Raw genomic sequence first — 19,029 nt, forward strand, 5'->3', positions numbered from 1 at the left:
TTTTGGAAATTTGGAGGGAAAGTAAAATCATGTCTACTACTGCAATGTGGCTGCTTCTGGCAGTCGTTGTCATCGTCATTCTGTTTGCAAGTGTGCTGTACAAGCGCACCTTCACCACCAAGGAGCTGGCCCTGACCGGTGTCATGGCCGCTTTAAGCCTTGTGGCTTATCTGTTCTTCCGTGTGCCGTTCTACGGCGGCTCTTCGTTCCATCTGGGCAACACCTTCACCGCCCTGACCGCCCTGCTGCTGGACGGTGTGTCCGGCGGTCTGGCCGGTGCCATTGGTCTGGCGCTGGCCGATATTCTGGCCGGTGACCCGGGCTACGCCGTCACCACCTTTGTGCTCAAGTTCATCATCGGCATCACCTGCGGTGCCGTGGCGCACAAGGCATTCAAGCTGCGCGACCTCGACAACCACAGCTCCGGCTATCTCGTCAAGGTGATCGTTTCTGCCGGTTCCGGCCTGCTGCTGAACGTGCTGACCGACCCCTTCCTTGGCTACTTCCGCAATGTGTACATCTTTGGTCAGGAATACACCGTGGCACAGGCGCTGACCAAAATTGCAGGCGGCGTCACCTTTGTAAACAGCGTGGCCTCCACCGTGTGTGCTGTCATCCTGTACCTCGCCCTGCGTCCGGCCCTGGAGCGTGCCGGTCTGCTGCCCAAGGGCGAAAAACACTAAGCGATCTCTCTATCCTGATACAGCACTGCTGCCCTCACCTGCCGGACTTCTCCTATCCTCCGGCGGTGGGGCAGTGGTGTTTTTCGTGGACGACCTGTCACACGGAACTCCTCCAGTCTCGCATTCGCTCGACAGCCCCCTCGGGGACGGGGCTTTTGACAGAAACTGAAGCAAAAAGCGCTCGTCACACAATTCTGCATGACGAGCGTTTTTTGCTTTTTATCGCAATTTTCAAAAATAGTGCCTATTAAAACGGCATATTTGCGATATGCAGTTTGCGGATGTTGCTTGTGCATTAAAAACGCAGACTGCTATCATTACAGCTTTTCAAATACAAGGAACCGGAACGAGATATCGGTTTCCAGCTGGGACAGCGCAGCAAGGCGCTCCGCCCCGCCGCGCGGCGTTTTCCAGTAATAGGGTGTCATGGCGAACAGCGCTTCCAGCTGTTCGTGGGGCACCGTGACTCGGCCGGTCACTTCCCGTTCCCCAATGGCGGCAAAACCGTCATAGGCGATCTGCTGCACCGGGTTTTTATAGGGCTTTTCGTAGAGCACGGCCTTCATCTGGTACAGATGTTCGGCACCGGGCACCACATAGATCATCCGTCCGCCCGGGCGCAGCACCCGCAGGAATTCCTCCTGTGCAAAGGGCGAAAAGCAGTTCAGCAGCAGGTCGGCCCAGCCGGTGCGCACCGGCTGGCTGAAGCTGGATGCCACCGCATACTGTGCCGTGGGCAGGGCCTTGGCCGCAAGACGCACCGCAGGCTTTGCGATATCAAAACCCGCCAGCTGCACCCGGCGGCCTTTTTCGGCAAGCGCCTGCGCGATGCAGCGGTCGTACCAGCCCTCGCCGCAGCCTGCATCCAGCAGATGCAGCGCCGCCTCCGGGCTGGCAGGCTGGCCGTACTCTGCGCACAGCTCACCCACCGCTTTGCCAAAGATGCCGTAGTATCCGGCATTCAGGAACGCGCGGCGGGCGGCCACCATCTCCTTGCTGTCGCCGGGAGCCTTGGTGCGCATGCTCTGCACCGGCAGCAGATGCCAGTAGCCCTCCTTGGCGCGGTCAAAGCAGTGGCCTTTTGTGCATTTCAGGGTGCTGTCGCCGGTCAGTTTTTCCCCGCACAGCGGGCACTGCCATGGGGCAAACGGTTCATTTTTGCTCATACTTCGTCGCTGTGGTCCTCAATGGGTGCAGTTGCACCGCCGTGGGCGTTCATATACTCCTCAAAGTTCGTGAACTTCTGCTGCGGCGGACGGCGGCTGATGAGCACAAGGCCCGGGTCTTCGTCCCTTGCAGCGGCACGGCCGCGGCTGCTCTCCGCTCTGGGGGCACGGGCCGGTGCAGGCTGTGCATTGCGGGACGCATTCTGACGGCCGCGCTGGCCGTTGTTTGCACCGCGGCCCTGCTCTGCACTCTGGCTCTGGGCGGCAGGCTGGCTGTTCTGGCGGGCCGGACGGTCGCTGCGGTCATTGCGACGGCTCTTCTGGCCTTGCATGCTGCTGTTCTGCTGAGCAGGCTGTGCAGCCGTGCGGATGGCCGGGGCGGCGGGTGCAGCCGGAGTCTTTTTGGCCGGGCGCAGCGGAGTGGCCTCCGGGGCACTCACAAAATGCGGGTCAAACTTGGGCTGCGCATTGCTGCCGCGGGCAGGAGCATTCTGCTCCCGGCGCGGGCGGCTGTTATTATTGGAACGGCGGTCATTGCTGCGTCCGCCGGTTGTACGCTTGGTATCATCCATGAGTGGTTCCTCTTTTTCGGTTTTTGCGGGCTTTGCCTGCACCTTGGGTGCGGGTGCAGCCTTTTTTTCAGTTTTTGCGTTTTTTGCTTCGGCCTTTGCGGGCTTCGGCTGCTTTGCGGCAGGCTTTTCTGCCGGTTCAGCGGCGGCTGCCTTGGGCTTTTTGCCGCGCACGGGCGGCTCCGGGCGCACCGGCGCGGGCACACCGTCCCACGGGTGGCCGCTCACCACGGGAATTTTGCGGCGGTTCAGCTTTTCGATGCCTGCCAGATACTCCTGCTCCTCAGGTGCACAGAAGCTGACCGCCGTACCGTCGGCACCGGCGCGGGCCGTGCGGCCGATGCGGTGCACGTAAGTCTCCGGTACCTCGGGCAGGTCGTAGTTGAACACATGGGACAGCTCGCTGATGTCGATGCCGCGGGCGGCGATATCGGTGGCTACCAGCACCCTGGTCTTACCGGCCTTGAAGTTTTCCAGCGCGGTCACGCGGGCGGTCTGGCTCTTGTTGCCATGGATGGCCGCCGCCGGGATGCCCTGCTTGGTGAGGTCTTTTGCAATTTTATCCGCGCCGTGCTTAGTGCGGCTGAACACCAGCGCGTTCACCACCGGGGGCTGCAGGTTCTTGATGAGCCACGGCAGCAGGAATTTCTTGTTGCCCTTTTCCACATGGTACAGGCTCTGCTGGATGCGGTCCACGGTGCTGGACACCGGGTCCACCTTGACGAAGGCGGGCTTGCGCAGGATGCCTGCGGCCAGCTGTTCGATCTCGGTGGGCATGGTGGCGCTGAACATCAGGTTCTGGCGCTCTCCGGGCAGCTTTGCGATCACCTTCTTCACATCGTGCACAAAGCCCATATCCAGCATCCGGTCGGCTTCGTCCAGCACAAAGATCTCAAGGTTCGAGAGATCGATAAATCCCTGACCGATCAGGTCGTTGAGTCGTCCCGGGCAGGCGATCAGGATGTCCACGCCCTTTTTCAGCGCTTCCACCTGCGGTGCCTGGCCCACGCCGCCAAAAATGACGGTGCTGCGCAGCTTGAGATACTTGCCGTAGGCATCAAAGCTTTCGCCGATCTGCAAAGCAAGCTCACGGGTAGGGGTCAGGATCAGGGCGCGGATGGCACCCTTTCTGCGGGGCGCATTGGCCGTGAGCCGGTCCAGCATGGGCAGCGCAAAAGCAGCCGTCTTGCCGGTACCGGTCTGGGCGCAGCCCATCAGATCCCGGCCGGACAGCACCGGCGGGATCGCCGCCGCCTGAATGGGCGACGGGGTCTCATAGCCTGCCTCCTGCACAGCGCGCAGAAGCGGGGCGGACAGATTCAATTCTTTAAATGTCATGGTTCTCCAATAATTATTCCGTAATTTTCCGGCACTCCACATAGTACCGCTTTTCTTCTGCGTGGCCCATGCTGAAGGTCTTGCGCGGCAGCACGCCGCCCATCACAACGCCTTTGAACAGGTCACTCTTGGCAAACGGCGGCATCAGGAATGCCACAGCACCTTTTTTGCACAGGGCGCGCACAGCAGGCTCGTCGTGCACATAGTCCACGCGGGCTTCCTTGTGGTGCTCAAGATAGTATTCGATAAATTCGTCAATGGTGCCCACGGTCAGCGGTGCGGTTGGGTCCTCAAAGCTGAGCACGTTGGACATGTGCGGCCCGGCCAGCGTGAAGGGCTGCTGCTTGCTGCCGCCAAAGCTGCAGCCGGCCATATTGGAATCGCTCCACGTGATCAGGCTCAGCAGCACCGCTGCGCAGTCCACATTGAACAACACGCGGTGGATCGGCTCGATCTCGATCGCAGGCGAGTGCACATTGCACACCTCGGCCATACACCAGCGGGCCGGATGGTTTGCTGCCTGCTCCGGTGTCAGGGTCTTTTTCAGCTCCTCCCAGCAGGCCTTTGCAGTGGCCAGCGAGTGGTTGCCGTCGCCCACGGCCAGCGTCAGCGGGTCGCGGCGGGTGGCATCCGGATACTTTTTGTCGAATTCTTCCTGACTGCCCAGCACAGCCAGCGCATCTTCGATCTGCGCAATGAGGGCAGGGTCTTCCACAGCCCAGCCCGCAATGTGGCCGCCGCCCAGCATCAGCTCGCCCTCGTATACCTTGGGCAGTTCGGCTTTATGCGCCGCCACCGGCTCGATGAGGGTGCAGCCGGGGTCGTCCGCCAGCATCATGATATGGGGCGTTTCCAGCGCGGCACCGGTGCGCACCTTCATGCGGGGCGGGATGCGGCTTTCCACCGTGCTTTCGCTGGGACGCACGGCGCAGGGTGCACCGCGGCGGTAGCTGTAGGCTTCCAGATCCACCATGCCCACAAGGCCCTGCCGCACCTTGCCGCTCTGCTCGGTGCGCTCCACGTAAACAAAGCCGTCCACCGCGCGGGTCAGCACGTTCCGGGCATAGTCATCCATGGTGGCATGGATCTTCTCAATGCGTGCATCGGCATCGCCGTCCTCCAGATAGACCTCCGGCAGGATCATGTTCAGGGTGCTGGGGCTGCCTGCCGCAGCAGCCTCGGCTTTCTGCCAGTAATCCCGGTCACTGGTGAACTGATCGCAGGCAATGCAGCCCCACTTTTCCAGTGGGATCTGCTCCGAAGGCAGAAGGATGTGGGCCGGTGCAAAGCAGGATTTCGTGTTCATAGTAGATCTCTCCCTTTTACAATAACCAAAGCGATCCATGTTCTTTTTACTGGAAGCTCTCGGTACTGCAGATCACAACGTTCTGCACACCGGCTTCGGCGGCAGACTGCTGCAGCTGCCCGCGTGCCGCCGCGTCCAGCGTATCCGCCGTGACGATCAGGTTGTGCATTCCAAGGCTCACAGCCGGTGCACCCAGTGCATCGGAAGCGTCGGTGCACTGCTGGGCCGGGTAGCTCAGCCACAGCACCACGCTGCCGTCAAAGCGGGCCTGCCATGTGCTGATATCCGCAGCCAGCAGGGCAGCGCGGCCCTCCTGACTCTTGCCGCCCGCCGCTGCAAACTCCTGCTTGCGGGTGATGATGTTCGGGAACTGCACGCCAGTGAGCACCACCTGCTCAAAGCCCATGCCGTGCAGCTCCTCGATCAGATCGCCCACATACTGCACAGCGGATGCTGCGCTGGGGTCCAGCCAGGACTTGCCGCCGGCCTTGGCACTGACGTTATCCAGCCAGAGCTGGGTGCCGCTGTAATGCACGGCCATGCTGCGGTCGGTATAGCCGGACACCGGGTCGGTAAAGGCCGCAAGCTGTGCCGCCGGGATGATGCCCTCCTCCCGGAAGATGGCCGCGATGCGGGCCGGGTCCACAGTGATCCCGGCGATGCTGCCGGAAGCCGCCGCCACCTGCGAAGCATAATGGATGCTGCCGTCGGCATCCTTCAGGGTCACAAGGCCGTAATCCGCTCCCTGCGCCTTGAGCTGCTGCGCCGCTGCACGGATGGCCGCATCATCGGCAAGGGTGCTCACATCCACTGCGGCCCAGCTGCCGCCGGTAATGGCCTTGCCGTCCAGCTCCTTGGGCTGTTCCGGCTCCGGCTGGGACGAAGCCGCTTCCTGTACCGCCGAGGATGCAGCTGCTTCGGACGAGGCGGCTGCGCGGGATGCCGATTCGGCTTCCAGATCACGGTTCTTCACCACAGTATACCAGGTGTGGGTAGCCCAGTCCAGCACGTGGGGTGCTGCCAGCCAGGCTGCGCCCAGCACCGCCAGCACCAGCACCACGATGCCGATGCCTTTTTTGATGCGTGTACCGCGGCTGTAGAAGCTGCGGCGGTAGCGCTTGACCTTCTGACGTTTATACTTTGCCATTGTCGATTCTCCTCCCTGCCAATGTTACAGGATCACAGAATGTCCGGTGAAACCATAGATCGCCAGTGCCAGCACGCCGATATACACCAGCGTGATGGGCAGGCCGCGGAATGCTTCCGGGATGGCCTTGCTGCGCAGGCGGTGGCGGGCTTCCGTTACCAGCAGCACCGCCAGCACATAGCCAAGGCCGCTGCCAAGGCCAAAGCCAAGGCTCTGCCCCAGCGTAAAGCTCTGGGTGCGCTCCACCAGTACAGTGCCCAGCACACAGCTGTTCAGGCCCGCCAGCGGCACGATGCGCAGCAATGCGCTGCGGTGCGGCAGGCCCTTCGCCAGCCACAGCACGGCGTGCTCCAGAACGCACACCACGGCAATGCTGGAAATATACACCAGCGGGCGCAGCTGGGCACGGTTTGCCAGCGGCGTGATCTGGCTGCCGGCATACCACGCAAACGGCGTTACCAGCATCTGCGTGATGCACAGCTGCATACCAAACAGCCAGCTGCTGGTGCGGTCATCGCCCACCAGTTGCACCAGACGCGAAACGCCCAGTGCACGGGTAAAGACGGCGTTCTGCGCGAACACCGCCAGCAGTGCATAGCTGAAGAACACTGCACTTGTTGTTACAACATCTCTCATTGTTCGCGGTCCGCCTCCTTCTGGGAATGCACATCCACAAGGTTGCGTGCCTCTTTGGTGAGATATGCCTTACGCTTTTGGGCCAGTGCACGCCATACGGCACACAGCACGCCCAGCACGATAAAGCCGCCTGCCGGCATGCTTGCCATGGGCAGCACCGGGCGGCTGACAACCACACCGAACATGGTGCCTGCGGCCAGCCATTCACGGACGCAGCCCAGCAGCACCAGCAGCAGCGCATAGCCCACCGTGATGCGCAGGCCCTTGGAGACAGCCTTGCGCACCGTCTCCTGCACGCGGCCAAAGCGGTAGGTCAGAAGCGGCTCCACCGTGAGCATGGGAAGATAGATGCCAAGGCTCAGCAGGCTGGTGCTGAACAGCATATTCAGGATGGGATACACCGCCAGATACACCACCGCCGTGCTGAAACCGTACACCAGTGCACGGGGCAGCAGCTTTTTCTGCAGCGTTTCCGGGGCGGGGTCCTCGTCGTGCAGGGGCACAAGGCGGCTCAGCAGACAGGCCAGCACGCGGGAGGGCACCAGCAGCAGCGCCACCGCCGCCGCCAGCATCCCCGCATTCTGGCCGCTGGTGGCAAGCACCACCAGCGGGGCAAGGCCCATGCCCTGCATGACCACCGGGTTATTCAGGAACACACGGTCGTGGTGGGCAAACTTGTTGGGATCTTTTACGATCAGTTCAGCCGTTGCGCGTCTCATTGTGCTGCCCCCTTTCCGGCATCTGCCTGCAGATGGGTCAGGTGATACAGCTTTGCCTCGGTGCGGTCGATCCATGCCGACACACTGTTGACCGCCAGCAGCGCAAAGCACACACCGGTTTCGTACACGCCATAGTAGCGGAAGCCCATGCTCACAACGCCCACCAGCACGCCGTACAGCACACGGCCCATGCGGTGGTGCACGCAGGTGTAAGGCTCGTTGATCAGGAACACCGCGCTGAACAGGATCGCGCCAGTCAGCAGCTCATCCCGCACACACTGCAGGCGGGGCAGGATATTTGACAGCACGGCACTGTCGGCAAGGCCCGCCTGCCGCGGGAAGAAGAACGCAATGACCGCACAGGTCACAAGAAAGCTGATCGATGCAGACATGTGGGCATCCTTCTGGGTCCACAAAAACAGGCCGCAGGCAAGGATCACCAGCGCAGCGCCGGTGCCCATGGGAGCAGCATATTCGCCCAGACCCAGCGCCAGCGAGCCGATGTTCAGCATGCCGCCGCTGCGCAGGGTGTCCTCAATGGCGCTGGAGACCGGCACCATGGAGGCATCCCACAGGGGGATGCTGGTGTAGGGCTGTGGATAGCGGAACACCTGTTCCGGCCATGACACAGCCGCCACCACATAGCCCACAGCAGCCGGGTTGAAGGGGTAGCTGCCGTAGCCGCCAAAGATTTCCTTGCCGATCAGCACACCGGCAATCACTGCGGCGATCAGAACATAGATATCCACCGTCACCGGCATCAGCAGGGCAATGACGAGCGCAAAGCTCTCGTTGGAAAAGTCACCGCCCTGATACACGCGGCGGCGCAGCAGCGAAACGAGACGGTCGCACAGGTTGCCGGTAAGCACCGCAATGCCGCACAGCAGCAGCGGGCGCACACCGTACAGAAAACAGGCCATGCACAGCACCGGCACCGCCATAAAGCAGATATGCTTATAGTAGCGGCCGGTCTTCTGGAGCTGTGCCTCCTGCTCCCGGATCAAAGATTCATCCATAAATGGTTATCCTTTCAAAGGCTGGCGAGGTGCTGCACGGCTGCAGCAGGGTCTGCTGCGCCGAACACCGCACTGCCCGCCACCAGAATATCAGCGCCCGCTTCCACGCACTGGGGCGCGGTGGCATTGTCCACGCCGCCGTCCACTTCCAGCAGATAGTGTGCGCCGCGCGCTTCGCGCTCTGCCTTGAGCCAGCGCAGCTTGTCCAGCGCCGAGGGCATGAACTTCTGCCCGCCGAAGCCGGGCTCCACGCTCATCACCAGCACAAGATCCAGCTGGTCAAGATACGGTGCCAGCGCCTGCGGGTCGGTGCCGGGCTTGATGGTCAGGCCCACCTTGCAGCCCAGCGCCCTGACCGCATCGATGGTGGCCTGAATATTGTCCTCACACTCAAGGTGGAAGTTGTACAGGGTGGCACCGGCTTTGATGAAGGCTTCCGCATACTGCAGCGGATGGCTGATCATCAGGTGCACATCATAAAAGGCATCCGGCAGATTTTTGTGCAGGCTCTTGAGCACCGGCACGCCAAAGCTGATGTTGGGCACAAAGTGGCCGTCCATCACGTCGTAATGCAGCATCTGTGCACCGGCATCCAGCACCATGCGGCAGTCTGCACCCAGTTTGCCAAAATCAGCGGAAAGGATCGAAGGACTTACGATTGCCATATTCTATCTTTACGCTCCGTTATTTTATAAATTTTTATTCCTATTCGTCCCATTGTGCTGGCGGTTTCAAACCGCAAAAACAGCATGGGCATGGTTATCTTTTAGTTTACATGAAAACGAGCAAAAAATCAAACCCGCCAACGGCTTTTTCACGGAAATGACGTATTTGGAAAGATTTGTCCATTTGCGAAGTAAACTCCCCCAGTCAAAGCCTGACGGCTTTGCCAGCTCCCTCGGAGAGGGAGCCTCTGGCACGCCCGGAAGATTTGCACTTTAACCGGAAGCTTTACCGCCATGCCAAGGGCCCCATCCCAGAGGGGGCTGGCATTGAGCGCAGCGAGATGACTGGGGGAGTTTCATCGGCGGCAAAGTTTCCCCACGCCAAAACAGCCAGACCGCCCCGGGTCCGGGACAGTCTGGCTGGAAGTTCATTCTACGGGCTTCATGCTTGCAGGGTCTTCCACGGTGGGTTCACCGCCGGCTTCGTCCGGCAGACGCTTCATGCCGCCGGGGTTCGGGGTCACCGTGGGCAGGGTGAACACGAACCGGCACCACTCGCCCTGCTGGCTCTCCACCCGGATCTGCCCGCCGGAAAGGTTCACCAGCACCTTGCAGATGTTCAGGCCCAGACCCGCGCCCCGGGCGTGCAGGCCGCGGGAGCGGTCCTCTTTATAGAACCGCTGGAACACGTATGGCAGCGCTTCCGGGCTGATGCCCTGACCGGAATTCCAGATGGAGATCTCGGCTTCCGGGCCAAGCTTTTCCACCCCGAAGCGGATGGTGCCGCCCGCAGGCGTAAACTTGATGGCGTTGTCCAGCAGGTTATACACCACCTGATGGATCAGGTCGGGGTCGGCGTAGACCAGCACCTTTTCGTCCATGGTCAGGCCGTCGATGTCGATCATGCCGTCGTTGATGCGCTGCTCTGCCGAGAGCGCCACGCCGGTGATCGTCTCCCAGATGTTGAACATCCGGGCATTTACCTGATATTCGCCGCTTTCCAGCTTGGAAAGATCCAGCATGTTCTGGATGAGCCGTGCCAGACGGCCCGTTTCCTCACTGACCAGCTGCAGGTAGTGGTTCTGCATATCCGGCGGGATGGTGCCGTCCAGAATGCCGTCCACAAAGCCCTTGATCGTAGTCATGGGGGTGCGCAGCTCGTGGGCGATGTTGCCCATGAACTGACCGCGGGAGTTGTCGTTCATCTGGATGTTATCTGCCATGCGGTTGAAGGTGCGGGCAAGGTCGGCTGCCTCGCCTTCGCCTTCCACTCCCTCCACACGGACGGAAAGATCACCGCCGCCAAAGCGCTGGGCGGCGTCCGTCACCTTCTGCAGCGGGTCGGTGAGTTGGCGCATCAGGATCTTGGTCAGGATGCTGGCACACAGCAGCATCACACAGGCCGACAGCAGGAAGTTGGACCAGAACTGCTGCTTGAACTGGGTCAGCTGCTCGCCGGAAGAGCACAGGAACAGATAGCCGCTGGGCTGGCCGTGCTCATTGCGCATTTCGCTGACCGTGATGTAGCTTTTCCCGTCCAGCATGCCATCCAGCGTGCCGAACACATGGTAGTAGTCCGCATCGGAAGCGTCGATCTTCTCCATCATTTCTTCCGGCACGGTCAGGCTCTCCAGCTTGTCCGGGCTGGAGGCGATCATCACCCGGCCGTCGTTGTCGGTAAAGAACAGATAGGCCTCTGCGCTCTCGCCGATGATCTCCAGCTTGGTGCTCAGTGCGTCCAGCTCATCGCCTTCCGGCAGCTCCGCCTGCTGGACCAGATACTGGGCCGTGCGCTGGGTGACACCCACCACCTGATCCAGTGTTTCGTAGCGGTCCTTGGCGAAGTAGTTCTTGAACAGCACCCACTCCGAAGCTCCCATCAGCACGATGCCCAGCACCATCAGGGTGGACACCAGCGAGAAGAACGCCACCGAGATACTTTTGCGCATTACTGACGCACCTCGAACTTATAGCCAACGCCCCATACGGTCTTCAGCTCCCATTTATCGGAAGCACCGGCCAGCTTCTCACGCAGGCGCTTGACATGCACATCAATGGTGCGGCTGTCGCCGTAATACTCAAAGCCCCACACCTCGTCCAGCAGCTGGTCGCGGGTGTAGACGCGGTTCGGGTGGGAGGCCAGACAGTTCAGCAGTTCCAGCTCCTTGGGGGGAGCCTCCACCACCTTGCCCTTGACCCGCAGCTCATAGCTGTTCATGTCCAGACGCAGGTTGTCGAATTCGATCACGCCCTCGGTGCTCTCGGCAGCAGCCGTGGTGGTCTGGCAGCGGCGCAGCACCGCCTTGATGCGGGCCACCACTTCCTTGGCATCAAAGGGCTTTACCATGTAATCGTCTGCACCCAGCTCCAAGCCCAGCACCTTATCAAAGGTCTCGCCCTTGGCCGTAAGCATCATCACCGGGGTGTTGCCCGCCTTGCGGATGCGGCGGCACACTTCCAGACCGTCCATCTTGGGCATCATCACGTCCAGCAGCACCATATCAGGCTTGACCTGATTGAACTTTTCCAGACCTTCTTCGCCATCGTTTGCCACCGTGACCTGATAGCCTTCCTTGGTCAGGTACAGCCGCAGCAGCTCGCAGATATTGGTATCGTCGTCCACAACGAGGATCTTTTCGTTGGCCATAATGATCTCCTCCCATTTTATCGGATGCCCGCCGGGCGGGCAGAGCAGCAAAGTATTCCACTTCTTATTATACGGAAGAGTTATGACAAAATAAAGAAGGATTTGTATGATTTTTTGCTCTGAAGCGGAAAAGCAGGCTTTCTTTTCCGAGAAAGTCTGCTTTTCCATTCACTGATTTTCTTTTAGAACATGTTTATTTCATCAGGATAGCATTTCAAATGTTCCACCGCTGCTGATTTTTGCAATGTGTCCGCTCAAATCTGTATAAAGGAAGCCATCATAAACCTCGTAACTGCCATACGTTGTTTTCTTGTCTGCATACCCATAGTAACCATTAAATTGCAGACCATCCCAATTTTGCAGCTTTGCGCCATTCTGATTATAGGTCTGATACATGTCTGTGTTTTCTTCACAAGTACTGATCAAAACACCATCTGCTGTCGGAAAAACATATTTGATCGTCCCTTTCTGAGGTTGAGATGTCCAATTTCCATTTTTGTCCATAACACCCCAAAAAAGTACACCATCGGGATTTCGCAACTGGAGGACGGCATAACCGTTCATAAACCGCGGCTCAGAATTTTCATTGATCGGCCGAACATCGTATTCACTGAGATCTATTATACGGTTTAAATGAACATCATAAAATCCCGATGGATAATCTTCAAAATCATCTGCATCCCTTCTAACATCCAGATAGAGCAGCCCTTCGCTTAATACCGGTGTTCCGCTTCGTCTTGATTTTATTGCTTTCCATTCTGGGAGTTCATTAAAGTCACCATCAAGCGCTCTCAGTCCCGGTTGTGTTCGAATCATCTGGTTTCCTTCCACCTGCACCAGATATGCATTGGGTTCCCGCACCGAAAAGAATTTTCCCGTGTCGATGTTCATAAACACATAGTAAAGATCGCTCCTGATCCGATATACACTCCCCCCACAGTATGCAAATGCCTGTGAAATACCAATCGACTCGTACTGATTCTGTGACAGATCATTGTATACAGTATCAGGATTCATCTCCGAGAATTCATCCCGTGTAGTGTCGCATTGAAAACGAATTTCTCCATTCGCATCCCAAGCCGTCAGAATGGCTGTCGTTCCTTTAATTGAGTCTTCCCTTTTTACTGTCCAGAGAAGTACACCATCATCGTCTTTTGCATATCGAACGATAGTCTCGTCATCCGACAGATAGGTCGGCCGAAAGAATGTATCATCTTCTTTTGCCATCACACCAGTACTTGTCAAGCACATACCATTATAGAATCCAGACACGATGTTTACGTCATCATCAAAAATGCAATGCACCCGTCCTTCCTTATCGAACAGGCAGTACTTATGCACTTCTCCTTTGTAAAGCATCCCAACCGACAGTTCTTCAAAATTCGGGTAACGGAGACTACAGCCGTTATAGTCTCCTATTTCCTCCTTTAATGTCGAGTAAGTTTCGTTTTCGAGGGCACTATCGCTCGTTTCTCCCATCCCGTACATATCTTTCATATGTTCAGGCATTTTTGTAAGCGGCGACTGTTGTGTTCCGTTTTTCTTGGATGCCATCAATTCTGAAAGGCTGCTGGTTTCTTCGCTTCCGCAGCCGCTTAAAAGCAGTGCGCATGTCAGCCCCAGTACCGCAATCATTCTCGGAAACTTCATATCCAGTTCTCCTTTTTGACTCTCAGTGCTTCACTGCATCTTCCGCTTTATGCCAATAGGTGATCGTCTCTTCATCTTCCCGACCATCATAAATTTGCCGGCAGGTCATGGAATCCTTGTCGATGTCCTCGATCTTGAGCACCGTAGACTCCCCGTAGAAATCAGAGATCTTCAGTTGATTGTCATTTACGATCGACCATTTTCCCGTCCCATAAGTACCCGGGATATTGACCGTCCCGTCATCATAAATCGTAAATCTCAGCCGGTCAGAGCCTTCCAGATACCAGTCACCAACCACCAGTTTTTCCACATTTTGACCGCATCCCGTCAGCGAAGCTGCTGCACACACCAATGCAGCGGCAGCCGCGATCCGCAAAAATTCACGCCGTGCAACTTTCTTCATTTGAATGTCCTCCTGTCTCTGCTTATGACTTATACGGGTTCACTCGCAAGTGTTTTTGATATCCATTTGGATATCATACATTCAGAATAGCATCTTCCTGCGGTACTGTCAAGATATCCATTCAGATATCAGGAGGATATTTTTATGGCCTATTATCGCCGCATCCGTGATATGCGCGAGGATCACGACCTGACCCAGCGCCAGCTGGCTGCCATCCTGCATATGCCGCAGCCGCAATACAACCGCTACGAACAAGGCCTGCGCGACATTCCCACCGTTACCCTCGTTCAGCTGGCTGACCTTTACAAAACATCGACCGATTATCTTCTGAACCGGACAGACGACCCAACACCACCAAAAGCGCTATAAAAGAGACCAGCCTTCCGCAGACATTTACCATCTGCGAAAGGCTGGTTTTCAGTTCTTCATTACTCGATCATCAGCCGGATGATCTCCTCATTGGTCTCCTTCATGCCGTCCTTGCCCAGACGGCCGATGCCCTTGATGGTGGTCTCGATGTCCTTCATCACGATGCCGTCGCCGCCCTTGAACTCCTGATGGCACTTGTACATGTTGTAGCCAAGCAAGGCCGCGTCCACCGAGGATGCGATCTTTGCCGCGCAGGAGGCCTTTGCGCCGTCGCACACGATGCCGGACACGATGGCCAGCGCATTGACCACCGTGTGGATGGCGGCCTGATAGCCGTCGCCGCACAGATATACGATGCCCGCGCCAGCGCCCGCACCGGCGCTGACTGCGCCGCAGTAGGCGGACAGGGTGCCGATGCCGGTCTTTTCGTGGATGGCCACCAGATTGGAAATGATGAGGGCACGGTAAAGCTTTTCCTTGCCGCTGTGCAGCTCCTTGGCATATTCAATGAGCGGCACCGAGCAGGTGATGCCCTGATTGCCGCTGCCGGAGTTGATGATGACCGGCAGCTCACAGCCGTTCATGCGGGCATCCGAACCGGCGGCCGCCTTGGCCTTGGCCCGGATAGACACATCGTTGCCGTAGGTAGAAAGCAGCACCCGGCCGATGTTCGCGCCATAGTCGCCCAGAAGGCCCTCCTCTGCAATGGCGTTGTTATAGCGGATCTGGCGTTCCAGCAGATCTGCCACATCCTGCAGGTCGGCGGTCTCGGCAAAGTCCCAGATGTCCTTCATGTTCAGCAGGCTGCGGTCGACCCGGCTGTCCCGCCGGGCCTCCTCGTTCAGCAGCGGCTTTTCGTAGAGCACCCGGCCGTTTTTTTCGATCAGGCAGATGTTGGTGTGAAAATCCGCAATGCGCACCTTTGCGTAGGAATCCCCGCTGCGCTCGGTAACGATGATATCGAACACATGCCCCTGCTCGATGTGCTGGATGGAAATGGGCACCGTCTGCAGATAGTCCCGGATGGCAGCCTTCTTGTCCTCGCTGACCTCGGAGATGACTTCCAGCTCTCTGTCTGCCGAACCGGCAATGATGCCCGCTGCCACAGCGGCTTCCATGCCTTTCAGGTGGCCGGTGTTGGGCACGATGACGCTCTTCACATTCTTAATAATGCTGCCGCTCACCTGCAGCTGCACGCTTTCGGGCAGCATGCCCAGCACTTCGCGGGCTTTGGCTGCGGCATAAGCCAGCGCAATGGGCTCTGTGCAGCCCATTGCCGGGATCAGTTCTTCCTTTAATATTTCTACATACGCCTGATAGCGCAGATCACTGCGTTCCATGACGGTTCCCTGCCTTTCCTGTCGATTCGATATTTACCAACAGGAATAGTATACTATAGAACCCGCGCAATGTAAAACAAATTCTTCCCCGCCCGCAGGGCCGGCTATTGCAAAGCGCAAACCGCAGAAGTAGAATAGGAGCATCCAAACCGATAAATCCATGGAGGGTCTTCCAATGATCGAAAAAGAAGTACAGGAGCTGCTGTCCTTCATTGACGGCAATCCTACCGCATACCACACCACTGCATCCGTCCGGAACATCCTGCTGAAGGAGGGCTTTTCCGAGCTGCTGGAGAGCCGCCGGTGGCAGCTGGAACCCGGCAGGAGCTATTTTGTCTGCCGCAACGGCTCCAGCATCCTTGCATTCCGCATGGGAGAACAGCTGGAAAACTACAGCTTCAACGTGGCCGCTGCCCACACGGATTCCCCCTGCTTCCGCATCAAGGAAAACGCCGAGATCCACATGGGCCGGAAGTACACCAAGCTGAACACCGAGGGCTACGGCGGCATGATCTGCTCCACATGGATGGACAGGCCGCTGTCGGTGGCAGGCCGCGTGCTGATAAAGGAGAACAATGCCATCACTTCCCGCCTGCTCACGCTGGACCGCGACCTGCTGATGATCCCCAGCGTAGCTATCCACATGGATCGCGAGGTCAACGACAAGGCTTCCTACAACAAGCAGGTGGATATGCTGCCCCTGCTGGGCGGTGCCGCCGAGGAAGGCGTGCTGAAAAAGCTGGTCGCCGCTGAGCTGCAGGTCGCAGAAGACCAGATTCTTGGCAGCGACCTGTTCCTCTGCATCCGCGAAAAGGCCGCCGTCTGGGGCTGCAATGAGGAGTTCATCTCCTCCGGCCGTCTGGATGACCAGCAGTGTGTGTTCGGCATCCTGAAGGGTTTCCTGAAAGCACACAGCGCCCAGTCCATCAATGTTGCCGCCTTTTTCGACAACGAAGAAGTGGGTTCCGGCACCAAGCAGGGCGCGGCTTCCACCTTCCTGTACGACGTGCTGCACCGCATCGCGCAGAACGTCTGCCCCGGCGATGAGGACTTCCACCGTGCGGTGGCTTCCAGCTTCATGTTCAGCGCCGACAACGCCCACGCCGTGCACCCCAACCACCCGGAATACACCGATGTGAACAACTGCACCTACATGAACGAGGGCGTTGTGGTCAAGGTGCACGCCGGCCAGAAGTATACCAGTGACGGCATGAGCATGGCCGTTGCCAAAGAGCTGGCCGCCCGCGCCGGTGTCCCGCTGCAGTATTTTGCCAACCGTTCCGATAAAGTCGGCGGCAGCACTCTGGGCAACCTTGCCATGGCGCAGGTATCCATGAACTGCGTGGACATCGGCCTGCCCCAGCTGGCCATGCACTCCTGCTACGAGACCGCCGGTGCCCGGGACATCGTTTCTCTCATCCGGCTGATGGAGGAATTCTACGCCAGCCATTTTGAGGAGACCGCGTCCGGCACCCTTGCCATCTGCAAGTAAGACCCGTACAACCTGAATCATAAGGACCGCCCGTGGAAAAGCAGCACTGCCTGCAATGTATCCTGATACCACTTCATATATCCTTATATTCATCGTTGCTATGTCATTTGCACTTCTATGTAAATTTGTACATCCTGCTGCATTCTCATGGCAAAAGGGTGAGTAAAGGGTGAGTGCATTCTCCGCTTTAAGCCCACACAACCAGAAAAGATTATGGCCGCTCATGGATCAAGAGAATCTTTCTCATTCCATAGGCGGCCATTCTTTTTTGCTTATACTTCCAACGTATCCGTTTTCTATTCAATCCATCAGGTATGCATATCGGCGCATCTGTTCCCGAAGAAGGCGCTCTACCCGCATAATGATCTCCTCCGAATAGCCCTCGTTTAACATTTGGAGTTCTTTCTGCACTTCTTTCGCTCCGAAATTGAAGTGAATTTGGATACCATACAGTTCTTCCGCAGCATCCACCTGCTGCACAAAACTCGAATGGAAGGGCTTCGCTTCCACTCGCTTTATGCAATCTTCCAAGGGCTGTTCTAACGAAAAATCAAAGCTGGTATCAGCCAATAGAGAAAGCCCCTGATCAAAAATCGGACTGAGTTCATAACAGTCTTTTTCGGTATCATACAGTACCGCAATGTTGTTCGTATGACGATCTTCGTTCAAAAAGAATGCATCCAATTCCAGCATTGCCGTCAGATATTTTCCAAAATCATGCAATCCCGTGTACTTTTCAACCTGTTCCACCGTATATCGGATTCTATTTGGAACTTCTGGAAATTCTACCAAGCTCAGCGCCAAACTCCTGCCTGTATTCTGACGATAAAGTTTTTCCAGCGGAATCAACTTCTGGTTTTCTTTCAGAAAATTATTGCTGCGGCATCCCAGCAGTTTCTGCCCTTTATAAGCGATCTCTACCGGATGATATTCTACAAAGGGATATTTCAGTTCCGTCTTGTGCAGCAATCTGGAAACCAGAACTTCAGACAGTCCCTCATAGCCCATGTGGTCGGCTTTATACCACTGATCGCCCAGTTTCCATTTCAACTGGTTTCCTTTTGATGTGTGTCCCTCGGTTTCCTGCACTGGAATCTTATTCAGGTCAATGCTTTCCATAATTCACCTTGTTACGATGCCTTTCTATGGATCACTTCAATCCACTGTTGATCTTCTGCCATCTTTCCCTTAGTCTTTTCAATAATCATAAGCGGATCATAGAAAGGTACTCCCACATCACTCAGCACCCATTTCAGATGCGCCCGTGTCTCAGGAAAGCAGCGGTCTTTCAAAAACCACTGAAAATCTTCCCATGTTGGGTTTTCAACCACGCCAAACGCTCTGAGTGGAATTTTGTCCGTATAATTTTTAATTTTGATCTTTTCGTGCTTGAAATCCACATCAATTGTCGTACACAGATCATTCCGGTTCATATAATTGAGGCGCAGCATGGTGTTCGGGTCATTACTGAAGTTCTGCGCACGATCCAGCTGCTTGTAAATCGTCTGTCGACTGATGCCGTACTTTTTCGCCAACTCCGTTGCTCCCATTCCCTGCTGATGCAGAGCCAGCATCTCTGCCAACTGCTGCGGAGTCAGGCTGTTTTTGCGTCCTGCGCCGCGTTCATTATGTGGTTTTTCACTTTCTATAAGCTGTACTTTCTGCGCGATCGCCCGCAGCTGCTCTAAATCCACCGTACCGAAAATATCAAAAATCTGTGTCTTGAAGTCCTCTTTCACAGTCTCACTTCCCCTCATTTTCATTATAATCATTCTCTTTCATGATGTCAATATTTTAATTTATACACATTATTTATATCGGCAAGATTTTAGTTTTTATGCATTTGTTTATTTGATTTTTTGCCGATAAAATGATATAATCAT

18 protein-coding genes are annotated in these 19,029 nt (G+C 56.9%); 3 read left to right on the forward strand and 15 right to left on the reverse strand.

Features of this window, described 5'->3' with window-relative positions; all coding sequences use genetic code 11:
• The first annotated feature begins 29 nt into the window (after positions 1 to 29).
• On the forward strand, positions 30 to 683 hold the full coding sequence (locus tag DXA66_RS09440; RefSeq protein ID WP_118528448.1) for an ECF transporter S component: 654 nt from the start codon (positions 30 to 32) through the stop codon (positions 681 to 683).
• A gap of 317 nt (positions 684 to 1,000) precedes the next feature.
• Here the strand turns inward: DXA66_RS09440 and DXA66_RS09445 are convergent, their stop codons facing one another.
• The 12 genes from DXA66_RS09445 to DXA66_RS09500 all read right to left on the reverse strand — a co-directional run bounded on the left by DXA66_RS09445 (position 1,001) and on the right by DXA66_RS09500 (position 13,945).
• Positions 1,001 to 1,849 (reverse strand): putative RNA methyltransferase, encoded by an 849-nt coding sequence (locus DXA66_RS09445; protein ID WP_005938310.1) that lies wholly within the window; start codon positions 1,847 to 1,849, stop codon positions 1,001 to 1,003.
• Entirely contained in the window at positions 1,846 to 3,756 is a 1,911-nt protein-coding gene (locus DXA66_RS09450) for a DEAD/DEAH box helicase (protein ID WP_118528450.1), read from the reverse strand. Before DXA66_RS09450 ends, DXA66_RS09445 begins: the two co-directional genes overlap by 4 nt.
• A gap of 13 nt (positions 3,757 to 3,769) precedes the next feature.
• The gene (locus DXA66_RS09455) at positions 3,770 to 5,062 is read right to left on the reverse strand and encodes a DUF1015 domain-containing protein (protein ID WP_118528452.1); all 1,293 of its coding nucleotides are present in this window, start codon (positions 5,060 to 5,062) and stop codon (positions 3,770 to 3,772) included.
• Between the two features lie 46 nt (positions 5,063 to 5,108).
• A complete protein-coding gene (locus DXA66_RS09460) occupies positions 5,109 to 6,209 on the reverse strand; it encodes a putative glycoside hydrolase (RefSeq protein ID WP_118528454.1) in 1,101 nt (366 codons plus the stop codon).
• A gap of 24 nt (positions 6,210 to 6,233) precedes the next feature.
• On the reverse strand, positions 6,234 to 6,845 hold the full coding sequence (locus DXA66_RS09465; RefSeq protein WP_118528456.1) for an Rnf-Nqr domain containing protein: 612 nt from the start codon (positions 6,843 to 6,845) through the stop codon (positions 6,234 to 6,236).
• Positions 6,842 to 7,564: an Rnf-Nqr domain containing protein gene (locus DXA66_RS09470; RefSeq protein WP_118528458.1), complete on the reverse strand. Its 723-nt coding sequence runs from the start codon at positions 7,562 to 7,564 to the stop codon at positions 6,842 to 6,844. Before DXA66_RS09470 ends, DXA66_RS09465 begins: the two co-directional genes overlap by 4 nt.
• Positions 7,561 to 8,580 (reverse strand): RnfABCDGE type electron transport complex subunit D, encoded by a 1,020-nt coding sequence (locus DXA66_RS09475; RefSeq protein ID WP_118528460.1) that lies wholly within the window; start codon positions 8,578 to 8,580, stop codon positions 7,561 to 7,563. The genes DXA66_RS09470 and DXA66_RS09475 overlap by 4 nt, the downstream gene beginning before the upstream one ends.
• A gap of 14 nt (positions 8,581 to 8,594) precedes the next feature.
• A complete protein-coding gene (gene rpe / locus DXA66_RS09480) occupies positions 8,595 to 9,245 on the reverse strand; it encodes a ribulose-phosphate 3-epimerase (RefSeq protein WP_118528462.1) in 651 nt (216 codons plus the stop codon).
• A 428-nt stretch (positions 9,246 to 9,673) separates the two neighbouring features.
• Complete coding sequence (locus DXA66_RS09485) at positions 9,674 to 11,194, reverse strand: cell wall metabolism sensor histidine kinase WalK (RefSeq protein WP_118528464.1); 1,521 nt, start codon at positions 11,192 to 11,194, stop codon at positions 9,674 to 9,676.
• Positions 11,194 to 11,892, reverse strand: a complete 699-nt coding sequence (locus tag DXA66_RS09490; protein ID WP_005938284.1) for a response regulator transcription factor — start codon at positions 11,890 to 11,892, stop codon at positions 11,194 to 11,196. The genes DXA66_RS09485 and DXA66_RS09490 overlap by 1 nt, the downstream gene beginning before the upstream one ends.
• A gap of 201 nt (positions 11,893 to 12,093) precedes the next feature.
• Positions 12,094 to 13,542, reverse strand: coding sequence for a hypothetical protein (locus DXA66_RS09495; RefSeq protein ID WP_097777059.1), 1,449 nt, complete (start codon positions 13,540 to 13,542; stop codon positions 12,094 to 12,096).
• Between the two features lie 22 nt (positions 13,543 to 13,564).
• Positions 13,565 to 13,945: a hypothetical protein gene (locus tag DXA66_RS09500; protein ID WP_118528466.1), complete on the reverse strand. Its 381-nt coding sequence runs from the start codon at positions 13,943 to 13,945 to the stop codon at positions 13,565 to 13,567.
• Positions 13,946 to 14,089: 144 nt separating this feature from the next.
• Between DXA66_RS09500 and DXA66_RS09505 the strand changes: the two genes are divergently transcribed.
• Positions 14,090 to 14,314, forward strand: coding sequence for a helix-turn-helix domain-containing protein (locus DXA66_RS09505; RefSeq protein WP_097777061.1), 225 nt, complete (start codon positions 14,090 to 14,092; stop codon positions 14,312 to 14,314).
• Positions 14,315 to 14,373: 59 nt separating this feature from the next.
• Here DXA66_RS09505 and DXA66_RS09510 read toward each other — a convergent pair whose 3' ends face one another.
• On the reverse strand, positions 14,374 to 15,654 hold the full coding sequence (locus tag DXA66_RS09510) for a serine dehydratase subunit alpha family protein (RefSeq protein ID WP_118528468.1): 1,281 nt from the start codon (positions 15,652 to 15,654) through the stop codon (positions 14,374 to 14,376).
• A 175-nt stretch (positions 15,655 to 15,829) separates the two neighbouring features.
• On the opposite strand from DXA66_RS09510, the gene DXA66_RS09515 reads away from it, so the two are divergent.
• The gene (locus DXA66_RS09515) at positions 15,830 to 17,146 is read left to right on the forward strand and encodes a M18 family aminopeptidase (RefSeq protein ID WP_118528470.1); all 1,317 of its coding nucleotides are present in this window, start codon (positions 15,830 to 15,832) and stop codon (positions 17,144 to 17,146) included.
• A 300-nt stretch (positions 17,147 to 17,446) separates the two neighbouring features.
• Here the strand turns inward: DXA66_RS09515 and DXA66_RS09520 are convergent, their stop codons facing one another.
• On the reverse strand, positions 17,447 to 18,265 hold the full coding sequence (locus tag DXA66_RS09520; protein ID WP_118528472.1) for a hypothetical protein: 819 nt from the start codon (positions 18,263 to 18,265) through the stop codon (positions 17,447 to 17,449).
• Between the two features lie 11 nt (positions 18,266 to 18,276).
• Entirely contained in the window at positions 18,277 to 18,885 is a 609-nt protein-coding gene (locus DXA66_RS09525; protein ID WP_243089080.1) for a helix-turn-helix domain-containing protein, read from the reverse strand.
• Positions 18,886 to 19,029: the final 144 nt, after the last annotated feature.

Source organism: Faecalibacterium sp. OF03-6AC (assembly GCF_003478175.1).
GTDB lineage: Bacteria > Bacillota > Clostridia > Oscillospirales > Ruminococcaceae > Faecalibacterium > Faecalibacterium taiwanense.

Bases quoted from the DNA above. Each gene is read 5' to 3' on its own strand.
- DXA66_RS09445 (WP_005938310.1), bottom strand. From the start codon at position 1,849: ATGAGCAAAAATGAACCGTTTGCCCCATGGCAGTGCCCGCTGTGCGGG.
- DXA66_RS09440 (WP_118528448.1), top strand. From the start codon at position 30: ATGTCTACTACTGCAATGTGGCTGCTTCTGGCAGTCGTTGTCATCGTC.
- DXA66_RS09510 (WP_118528468.1), bottom strand. From the start codon at position 15,654: ATGGAACGCAGTGATCTGCGCTATCAGGCGTATGTAGAAATATTAAAG.
- DXA66_RS09505 (WP_097777061.1), top strand. From the start codon at position 14,090: ATGGCCTATTATCGCCGCATCCGTGATATGCGCGAGGATCACGACCTG.
- DXA66_RS09465 (WP_118528456.1), bottom strand. From the start codon at position 6,845: ATGAGAGATGTTGTAACAACAAGTGCAGTGTTCTTCAGCTATGCACTG.
- DXA66_RS09520 (WP_118528472.1), bottom strand. From the start codon at position 18,265: ATGGAAAGCATTGACCTGAATAAGATTCCAGTGCAGGAAACCGAGGGA.
- DXA66_RS09485 (WP_118528464.1), bottom strand. From the start codon at position 11,194: ATGCGCAAAAGTATCTCGGTGGCGTTCTTCTCGCTGGTGTCCACCCTG.
- DXA66_RS09470 (WP_118528458.1), bottom strand. From the start codon at position 7,564: ATGAGACGCGCAACGGCTGAACTGATCGTAAAAGATCCCAACAAGTTT.
- rpe (WP_118528462.1), bottom strand. From the start codon at position 9,245: ATGGCAATCGTAAGTCCTTCGATCCTTTCCGCTGATTTTGGCAAACTG.
- DXA66_RS09460 (WP_118528454.1), bottom strand. From the start codon at position 6,209: ATGGCAAAGTATAAACGTCAGAAGGTCAAGCGCTACCGCCGCAGCTTC.
- DXA66_RS09455 (WP_118528452.1), bottom strand. From the start codon at position 5,062: ATGAACACGAAATCCTGCTTTGCACCGGCCCACATCCTTCTGCCTTCG.
- DXA66_RS09475 (WP_118528460.1), bottom strand. From the start codon at position 8,580: ATGGATGAATCTTTGATCCGGGAGCAGGAGGCACAGCTCCAGAAGACC.
- DXA66_RS09490 (WP_005938284.1), bottom strand. From the start codon at position 11,892: ATGGCCAACGAAAAGATCCTCGTTGTGGACGACGATACCAATATCTGC.
- DXA66_RS09515 (WP_118528470.1), top strand. From the start codon at position 15,830: ATGATCGAAAAAGAAGTACAGGAGCTGCTGTCCTTCATTGACGGCAAT.
- DXA66_RS09500 (WP_118528466.1), bottom strand. From the start codon at position 13,945: ATGAAGAAAGTTGCACGGCGTGAATTTTTGCGGATCGCGGCTGCCGCT.
- DXA66_RS09495 (WP_097777059.1), bottom strand. From the start codon at position 13,542: ATGAAGTTTCCGAGAATGATTGCGGTACTGGGGCTGACATGCGCACTG.
- DXA66_RS09450 (WP_118528450.1), bottom strand. From the start codon at position 3,756: ATGACATTTAAAGAATTGAATCTGTCCGCCCCGCTTCTGCGCGCTGTG.